Here is a 1,926-nt window from a genome sequence, read left to right on the forward strand (position 1 = left end):
TTTTCCAATTGAGTAAAGCAGAAATATTTTATTCTTTTGTTTACAATAAAACTTATACTGAAAATTGTTTCCCCATGCATCAGTATATTGTTTTGGTAGATATGGGCCTTGCCAGTTTTTTGATTTTGTTTTGTTTATGGTTAAATGTATTAAACCACTATCTTCAGTACATGGATAATAACCCAAGTCTAGCTTGAATAACTCAAGTGCTAAAGAAATACTTTCTAATGTTTTAAGCGTTTCTTGTTCTTGTGTTACATGGCCATAACCTTTCATTGTATTAAAGGTTAAAATAACAGTCAAACTAGCTATTTTTTTGGCAAGCATGAGGTTCACCAAGTGTGTATCGTTTTAAATGAAGTGGGTACTCTAAAATAGTTTTATCTCTAAAAGGTACTCATTCATATTGTAAGGTACGTTAATTTTCATAAGTGGCAGTTTTAACTGTTGAATATTTTGCTCTTTTACTACCCCCATATCAGTACAAAACCTTTTTGGCAAAATGATGTGAGCAATGGATGAGTACTTGAATGGTTGTCCCCAAACACTACCATCAGAAATGCCTGTTATAGACAGATCTGACTTTTTGGGTAAGCCGGCGTTCCAGTAACCACAGTCCCAACATTTAAGACGATCGAATGTTGTCCAAGAGCACCAAGATTGGCTCCTTTCCATTAGGAATTCACCCTCTCCAAGTAAATCGATAGCTTCAGAAAAGATAGCAAGCCATTTATTATCACTTATTATTTCTTTCATAGGATTACTTGAGTTTCAGGGTTAAATCAAAATTTTTTGCAGTCATTAGCTAAGAGTGTATGACAATATGGCTTTGTGTGGCGAGGGTAAATCAAGGGGGAAATTATTTGATTAGTAATCATTTTTATTTTAACTCTTTGTGATACGATCAAATGTAACAGCTTTAGCTGGAAATCCTATCTAGCAGCTCACGTTATTAGAGAACTTAACTTTGCAACATAACGCTATACAATGTTATGGAATAACTATTTTTTTCTAAAAAAATTGTCTAAATTAATAAATTAGTTAGGTTAGTTAATTTGGTGTTGAATATTCGAAGTGGTTAAAATATATTTGAGCTTTATACGTCAATGATACGTTCATTAATTGTTAGGTTGAAGAATGAAATCCCAGTACAGAATTTCATCAGAAGAATATATTAAAGCTGGATTGCTTAATGGTGAGATGAGTAGCAAATCCAAGAAAGTACATATGGTAATAGATGTATCATTTGTAGTTGTAGGCCTTGTGTTTATTTATCTAGGGAATAATGTCTTAGCCGTAGGGTTTATTGGGGCTGCCATAGGTGGGAATCTTCTACCATTCATAATACGTCGATTTTACACTCCTTGGTATTTGAAAAGACACTTTCATAAATATCCAGCCATACAGAAGCCCATATCAATTTCAGTACTAGAAAACGGAGTTAAGTTTGAGAGTGAGTCTGGTGTAGGAACTATAATGTGGAATGAAATACATCATTGGAGGGAAGGTAAAGATATGGTGCTTATCTATCTTGCGCCAAAGATCTATTATGTGGTGCCTAAAAGGGTTCCTGAAGTAGACTCTTTATGTGTAATGCTTTGTAGTAAGGTTGGCAATGCAACCTAACAAGTCAAAGTATTTGGACCTTGCAAAGCTGACGCCTTTTGTGTTCATAAAAGCCGCTCACTTCTCTAAGCAGGAGTTTGAGGCGTTATATGTAATCGATAATGAAATACCCAACTGAAAATGAAGTCAAGAAAATAGGTCCAGTAGTAAGAGGATTGGCTGCATTCATCTTGTCGTGCAGTTTTTTTGCTGGTGTTGGTTTGGTGTTTGTGGTTGCGGTTGTCACTGAAGCATTAATATTCGTGGGGTTGATCGTTGTTTGTCTTATGGTCCATGTAACTGGTAGTGTAGCTTTTAGAC

4 protein-coding genes are annotated in these 1,926 nt (G+C 35.0%); 2 read left to right on the top strand and 2 right to left on the bottom strand.

Annotation, left to right across the window (positions count from 1 at the left end; translation table 11 throughout):
- On the bottom strand, positions 1 to 327 hold a 327-nt coding region (locus tag KCG35_RS24935), incomplete at its 3' end, for a type II secretion system protein GspG (protein ID WP_215822557.1).
- 42 nt (positions 328 to 369) lie between these two features.
- A complete protein-coding gene (locus KCG35_RS24940) occupies positions 370 to 756 on the bottom strand; it encodes a hypothetical protein (RefSeq protein WP_215822558.1) in 387 nt (128 codons plus the stop codon).
- Between the two features lie 381 nt (positions 757 to 1,137).
- Between KCG35_RS24940 and KCG35_RS24945 the strand changes: the two genes are divergently transcribed.
- Positions 1,138 to 1,626 (top strand): YcxB family protein, encoded by a 489-nt coding sequence (locus tag KCG35_RS24945; protein WP_215822559.1) that lies wholly within the window; start codon positions 1,138 to 1,140, stop codon positions 1,624 to 1,626.
- 101 nt (positions 1,627 to 1,727) lie between these two features.
- On the top strand, positions 1,728 to 1,926 hold a 199-nt coding region (locus KCG35_RS24950), incomplete at its 3' end, for a hypothetical protein (protein WP_215822560.1).

The sequence above is a fragment of the Zooshikella harenae genome (assembly GCF_018837975.1).
Lineage (GTDB): Bacteria > Pseudomonadota > Gammaproteobacteria > Pseudomonadales > Zooshikellaceae > Zooshikella > Zooshikella harenae.

What these genes read in the sequence shown, in the direction of transcription:
- KCG35_RS24940 (WP_215822558.1), bottom strand. Translation starts at nt 756, where the DNA reads ATGAAAGAAATAATAAGTGATAATAAATGGCTTGCTATCTTTTCTGAA.
- KCG35_RS24945 (WP_215822559.1), top strand. Translation starts at nt 1,138, where the DNA reads ATGAAATCCCAGTACAGAATTTCATCAGAAGAATATATTAAAGCTGGA.